Source organism: Methanosaeta sp. UBA356, from assembly GCF_002496465.1.
GTDB classification, from domain to species: Archaea; Halobacteriota; Methanosarcinia; order Methanotrichales; family Methanotrichaceae; genus Methanothrix; species Methanothrix soehngenii.
Genome location: NZ_DAKC01000009.1, coordinates 1 through 6,823, shown reverse-complemented (window position 1 = coordinate 6,823; position 6,823 = coordinate 1). Strand labels below are relative to the sequence as shown.

The window sequence follows — 6,823 nt, the reverse complement described above, 5'->3', positions numbered from 1 at the left end:
ATAAACAAAGTTGAGGAGGTAATCAAAGAGTGCACAGCGCTCAATGGGAAATATCCAAAGAGATGGCTGGCCATAAAGATGCTAGAGGGAGATGAGAGGGTCATGGAACAGACGAGAGCCGATCTATCATCGTCCCAGCTGGCGAAGATTCTATGCATAATCAAAGCCGGAGAGGCGGCAATAAAATGAGCGAATACGCTGAAAACCTGAGCTCTGCCCTTGCGCAAAGGAGATACGAGAGGATAGCATCGATAATGGACTCTACTGTTAAGAAGGGCAGCGAAGAAATATTTACTTTATCGGATATGCTGGACCAGGTATTCTTGAATAAGTATCTGGGCGTACCGATATTCCTGACAATGCTCTGGACGATGTTCCAGTTCGCATTTGCCGTTTCAGAGCCGTTTGTGGTCATTATCGAGAAGATCTTTGAAATGCTCGGGGCCTGGTCGGATCAGATCATATCCAATCCCCATCTGGCATCCTTTGTCTCCTTGGGCATAATCGGCGGCCTGGGATCGGTGCTGGTCTTCATTCCGCCGATCTTCGGCCTCTTTCTGGCGCTCTCGATTCTGGAGGACAGCGGATATATGGCGCGAGCCGCTTTCGTGATGGACCGGTTCATGTATCACCTGGGCCTGCACGGTCGTTCGTTCATACCGCTGATGATCGGCTTTGGCTGCAACGTCCCGGCAATCATGGCCGCCCGCAGCATGGATAACGAAAAGGATAGGATGATCACAATGCTGATCTCCCCACTCATCAGCTGCAGCGCCAGGCTTCCTGTGTACGTGCTGATAGCCGGAGCGCTTTACGGTGCGGCTTATGCTGGAACAGCCGTTTTTGCCGTATATGCTCTGGGAATCATGCTAGCGGTTGCAATGGCCCTGATATTTAGAAGGACCCTCTTCAAGGGAGAGCCTTCGCCCTTCGTCTTGGAGCTGCCCACATATGCCGTGCCGAAAGCGCGTACTGCCATCCTCCATATGTGGTCACGGGGCAAAATGTTCCTGAAAAAGGCGGGAACGATCATATTTGGAGCTGCCATCCTTGTTTGGTTCCTATCTGTTCACCCCTGGGAGGCGACATCCGGCGGCCAGGTGATAGCTGAATCCTACATCGCCTGGATAGGACATGCAATTGAGCCGCTGTTTCAGCCCTTCGGGTGGGACTGGATGGCCGCCGTAGCGCTCCTGTTCGGCCTTGTCGCTAAAGAGGTGGTAGTCGGTACCTACGGCATTTTGCTTGGAGCCGAGGAGGCCAGCCTGGGAGATGCGCTGGTGAGCCAGGGGGTCTTCACGCCGCTAACAGGCTTCGCATTCATGGCCTTTGTACTGATATACGTGCCATGCGTTGCAGTTATCGGGACGATTGCGAAGGAGACGAACTCGATTCGATGGCCTGCCTTTGCACTTGTATACCAAACAGCGCTTGCCTTCATCATTGCAGGTATGATCATCGGTGCGGGAAGGCTATTGGGATTGAGCTAGAGCCGCTTAAGGCTGATAAATGGCGATTATGGAAACAAAATATGAAAGAATTTAGCGTTAGAACAGGAAGATTGCTGGGCATATACGCCCTTGTGTTGGGAGTCGGATACGGAGCACAAGCCCTTGCAGAAACGATTGGAGGCCGGGAATCGTTCCCAGGAGGAATTTTGAGCATTGCGGTTCTTCTGGTGATATCGGCGACATATCTGATGGGAGCAAAGAGCCTCGTTGCAGGCCGAAGAGAAGGGCTGTCCTTTCTCATGGGAGGACTTTTCCTCTCAGGAGCCGTGGGTGGGCTCTATCTGCTTATGACGGGAGCAGACTGGCTAATGTACCTCCTGGGAGAGGTGGAGGATTTCGCGCTGCTGTCCGAGATCTCTCCAGCCACTGTCCTCCTGATCGTAGCGCTGCCTTTGGTGCCGATGATGAGGAAGATGACCAGAGGAATGGCCTGGTAAATAAATGCGGCCTGATAAGCGATACGGCTAGTGAACGGTGCGAGGCCGCAAAGATTGAAATTGCAGGAATATTGATATTAACGTCGATCAAATTTACCTAGAGTAGATATGAAAAGCGATTTATCCAGAAAGGCAGAGGACTACCTTGAGGCTGTCTACGTCATATCCCAGGAGAAGGGGCATGTCAGGATCAGGGATATCTGCAAGGAGCTGGGAACCAAGCCACCTTCGGTTGTGGAGATGGTCAAAAAGCTGAACGATCGGGGATATCTCATCTACAAGAAGAACGAAGGACTATATCTTACCGCAGAAGGCGAAGAGATCGGACGCGTCATCAAGGACCGTCATGACACGATATTTGCATTCCTGAAGTTCATCGGCGTTCCTGAACAGATTGCGGACGAGGATGCTTGCGTGATCGAGCATGAGCTCCACCCCAAGACTGTGGAGCAGATCAAGAGCCTTGTGAGCTTCATCGAGACCGCCCCGGATCATCCTCAGTGGCTGGATCACTTCGCCATTTTCTGCGAATTGGGAAAGCATCCCTGCATCAAGGATGCGAGGCTTAGTCAGACCATGGCAGCTCAAATGGGAGCAGAAATGCGAAGGAAAGCAGATCACTGCGGGAGCAATGATTGATTATAGCTGAATGAAAAAGCGCCTTTTGGGTTAGAAATAAATGGTCACAAAAGCTTATGGAGCGTGCGGCCCCAATTATGCAGAAAGGAGGCAGCACGCTATTTTCTTGTTGATTCATCGATCTAATTGCGGCCGATCTCACCCAGATATGTTGAGCTTGTGGCATTTGTGGCATTTGATTCCGATGCATAGATTCCTGCACCAAGCCACCAGTTATTGTCAACGCTCCTGACATAGCCCAGCTTGAGTTCTTCCTCCATATTCTTGCTGGGATTGGCATAGAGGTAATACAGATAGCCTCTCCCTCTCTTTGCCTGATCAATGCAATTTCGTACGAATCGCACGCCATTTTCGTCTTTTGCATCCATGCGGTCTGATCCTAAAAGCTCAGGCTGATAGGGCAGCGACAGCACTGTGCCATTGAAGTCGTAGGCAAAAATGTAGAGGTTCCCTCGAACGAATGAGCTGTTCCTGTCATTGAATGCCTGCAGAGCCGCATCTCTTCCGTTCTCCTCTGCGTATTTTGCCGCTTCATCCACGAAGGATACCAGATTCTCTCTTGACTCTAGTGGAAAGAAGTCCGGAAGATCTGATAAATAGACGCCAGAGCCCACCCACCAGTTTTCATCAACCTTGGCCGCATAGCCGATCTTCAGCTCATCTTCGGAGCCATGATCCGGATTAGGAAATATGAAATAAGTAGAGTCCTCGCCTCTGCGGGAGCAGTCAGCCAGGTCTTTTATCAAGGCCACTCCATTCGGATCAGTCAAATTGATCTTGTCTTCGCCTATAAAATCAGGGCGGAAGGGATGAGCGACATTTATCCCCTGAAAATCGTACGCATAAATGTACAGATCCCCTCGCACGAACTCGCCAGTCTTATTGCTGAATTGCTGACATGCACTCTCTCTATCCTCTTCACGTGCATAATCACGAGCTTCCTTTACGAAATCGACAAGTTCTGAAATTGATGAACTATTATTCATAGATTTGCTGGTTTTGTCTTCTGCAGCTGATGCGCTGAGTGCAATGGCTGTGAAAACGAAAAGCATTGCCCAAAGAGCTATTAGTCTCATAGTTGCTGCAGAATGCATCGATTCATTTAATCGTTTCGGTGGATTTAGATTTTTCAAACTTCAATTCATAAGCTAGAATTCCTGATATGTTAGGATCATGCTGTATTTTCTAATTTAATTTGGGTTAATTGGAAATATGCCTAATATTAGAGTTACATCTTGCGGATGCAGTTGCATCTGGTTTAAAATAGAGGTATTGAAAATGAATGCATTGAATGGCTCAATTGTCATCGCCATGGCAGCTTTGGTGATGATCATAGCTCCTGCCGCGGCAGCTGATGAAAGCAGCAATTTCACCGTCGACGATATCAGCAATTTCTTCCACGCCATGCAAAAGACAGACTTCGGGGATATTGAGATATCAGGAAACAACATCACATTCTATAGCCCGGAAGGCTCTGTCAAATGCAAGGGCGAATACGATTACGTGGGATCCAAGACCATAGACTTTCAGGGATATCCGGTAGAGTGGCATATGTTCAATTTGCGATCGGACAAAGAAGGCTGCTTGGAATACAAACACGTGATAGCGACCGCGGTTCACGATGAGGCCGGGCTTACTCACTGGCATATGAGATACGGCAAGCTGTGCTTTGATATCTTGATGGAAAATCCTGCTTACGGGATGTGGTATCCAACCATGGCTGCTAACGGGACCAATTCCGAAATGGTCTCAAACGCCTACAGTGCCGAGGCTCAGACGATCGGGGCATTTGCCGTCGCAGCCAAACAAGCCTCCAACAACACTCTCTCTCTTGAAAAATGGAGCGGAAGGTGGGTTAACACGGAGCAGCTGCTGGATGATCCTCTCATGGATCCGGTCTACGAGGCGGCAGCCAATACTGCGAATTCTCTGGGCGAGAAGAGCGTTTCGAACTAATTTTATTATTTTTAATGGAGTATTGGTATATGAAGACAATGAGCATCAGACTGATTGCCATAGTTCTCGTCATCGTCCTGTCAATAACCTGGCCAGCCTTGGCAGAAGGCGAAGGTGCAAATGAGGCTATGGACAAGGCGGTTTCTGCATTTGAAAAGTCAGGAGGTGAGCTGGGGGTGCTGGTGGTAGCGCACGGGAGCGATGAGGATTTATGGTGTCAGCAGGTTCGTCAGGTCGTAGCAAACGTATCTTTACCCTATCCGGTGGAGCTGGGATTTCTGGAATTTGTTCCTAATGAGAGCATCGACGATGCAGTTGAAAGGCTTGAATCGCAAGGGATCAGGGATATTATTGCAATTCCTCTATTCGTGTCTTCATACAGCAGCCATATTCAGGAGATCGAGTATGTGCTGAGGCTTAGAGAGACTCTCCCCTCAGGCGAAGATCTGGCTCGGGTGAACACCACTGCCAATATCACCATGACCCGCGCGCTAGATGATCATTCTCTGGTGGCCTACATTCTGGCGGACTGGGTTTCCCAGATGAGCAGTGATCCGTCCAATGAGACGGTGGTGATTCTTTCACATGGAACTGACGAGGAAGGAGACATCCGATCTCAGGTCTGCTGTCAGAGCTGGCTGGCAGAGGAGGTCAAGGACTACCTGCGCTACTGGGCCAGTCCTCCAATAAAGGTCAGAGATGTCAGGTACGCATTCATTCACGGCAATAAAACCCTGTATCCCGATCTGACGGTGGAGTCGGCAATGAGAAATGCCTCCCAAGCAGGCTTCTCCTCTGAGAGCGGGAATGGAAGCGTGATCGTTCTTCCCCTGATGATCGCTGGAGGATCTATAACCGATAGCCAGATTCCAAAGACTCTCGAAGGTTATAGCTGTCGTTACGATAGAACTACTCTGGCATCTCATCCCAATCTCGCCAGGTGGATTGAGAACCGGGTCAGGTGTGAGATAGGCGAGGGCATGGAAGGCATCTTGATCGTCGATCACGGATCCAGCGATCCGAAGAGGGCTGAGGCAGTAAGAGAGCTGGCTGGTCAGGTGAATCAGATGTTTTCAAGCATGCCGATTGCAGTGGCATTTGCAGAGAACGCCGCGGAAGAAGAAACCATTCCTGGAGGAATTGGCAAGCTGCTCGATCAGGGGGCTAGAAGGATAATTGCTGTCACTCTTTTCACCGGAAACACCATCGACCATGAGGAGGCGAGAGAAGAGATCTATTCCGCTCTGCAAAGCATCAACCAGACGAAGATTCTCATGACCGCACCGTTGCATGAAGGAACTCGCGCTGAGGTGACCGGGCCGATCGACGACCATCTTTTAATTGCCGATCTGATATTGGACCGAGCGAGAGAGGTTAGCAGTGATGAGAGCAATGAAACGCTGATTTTAGCTCTGTGGGGAAGCTCGACTTATTTTGAGGAAAGCGAGATTCAGGCTAGGTCCTTGATCGAGAAGATAAAGGCAGGCTCAGAGTTCAAGGATGTAAGGTTCGGCTTCATGGAGTATCAGGGCAGCCCGAACATAAGAGAGGTTGTGGAGAAAGCCCAAGGCGAAGCTGCGATCGTGGTCACCGTCAACAGCATGGGAACGAGATACGTAGATGATCTGATCGCCGAACGCCTGGAAGGACTCAACTATACATACAATGGAAAGGGATTCTATGGCTATTCTGAGAACCTCGATCCTCATCCAAACATCGCCCGATGGATCGAGTACAAGGTCGCAGAGGAGGTGAGGGCTTAGAAACCTCAAAGGAGGCTTGAGGCCTCTTGTACCTCAACTGAACGGATTGGCCAAAACTCCTGCAGGTAATCGCCTCGACCATCGCCGAGAGGCCGGGGCGAACTCCTGACATACGACTTGCGGTTGGATCAGATGGCGGCATAATAGCCGCGAATTGTCCATTTGGATTTGGCATTTCAAGGCACAGGATCTCGAGCATTTAAGAGCTAATAATGGGGTTTTCTTTTGTATTTTCAGAAAATCCTATCGCTATTAGGGATCAAGTTATTGCCGCCTAACAGAGTATATCGGGTACATCAGAGCCCATAAGGACGGATGGAACGTTGGCCATCGGTTTCCTCCTCATAAATGCTCCTTCTGTCCTTTGGACTTTGCCATGGAAGTTTCACAATCGGCGAAGCCTCAAGGCACTGAATACGACAGTCTAACTTTATAGAGGTGTATTATATCATGAAGGTTTGTTCCGGCTGCAGACGGGCAGCTGAACTGAGATTTAAAACCTGAACAGCGTGGCACT

General features: G+C 49.7%; 7 protein-coding genes. 6 read left to right on the top strand and 1 reads right to left on the bottom strand.

What is annotated here, in order from left to right:
• From BP727_RS00545 to BP727_RS00530, 4 genes are all read left to right on the top strand, one after another.
• A partial coding sequence (locus BP727_RS00545) for a hypothetical protein (protein ID WP_286856779.1) occupies positions 1-189 on the top strand: 189 nt, incomplete at its 5' end.
• Complete coding sequence (gene feoB / locus BP727_RS00540) at positions 186-1,490, top strand: ferrous iron transport protein B (protein WP_202795816.1); 1,305 nt, start codon at positions 186-188, stop codon at positions 1,488-1,490. The genes BP727_RS00545 and feoB, both read left to right, overlap by 4 nt.
• Before the next feature lie 167 nt (positions 1,491-1,657).
• Positions 1,658-1,948: a hypothetical protein gene (locus BP727_RS00535; protein ID WP_013718280.1), complete on the top strand. Its 291-nt coding sequence runs from the start codon at positions 1,658-1,660 to the stop codon at positions 1,946-1,948.
• Between the two features lie 108 nt (positions 1,949-2,056).
• Entirely contained in the window at positions 2,057-2,587 is a 531-nt protein-coding gene (locus tag BP727_RS00530) for a metal-dependent transcriptional regulator (protein ID WP_286856775.1), read from the top strand.
• Positions 2,588-2,709: 122 nt separating this feature from the next.
• Here the strand turns inward: BP727_RS00530 and BP727_RS00525 are convergent, their stop codons facing one another.
• Entirely contained in the window at positions 2,710-3,663 is a 954-nt protein-coding gene (locus BP727_RS00525; protein WP_286856773.1) for a cache domain-containing protein, read from the bottom strand.
• A 202-nt stretch (positions 3,664-3,865) separates the two neighbouring features.
• Here BP727_RS00525 and BP727_RS00520 point away from each other — a divergent pair, with 202 nt between their 5' ends.
• Together BP727_RS00520 and BP727_RS00515 are read left to right on the top strand one after the other, a co-directional pair.
• Positions 3,866-4,543, top strand: a complete 678-nt coding sequence (locus BP727_RS00520; RefSeq protein WP_273467155.1) for a ZinT/AdcA family metal-binding protein — start codon at positions 3,866-3,868, stop codon at positions 4,541-4,543.
• A 29-nt stretch (positions 4,544-4,572) separates the two neighbouring features.
• A complete protein-coding gene (locus BP727_RS00515) occupies positions 4,573-6,306 on the top strand; it encodes a sirohydrochlorin chelatase (protein ID WP_286856770.1) in 1,734 nt (577 codons plus the stop codon).
• Positions 6,307-6,823 lie beyond the last annotated feature (517 nt).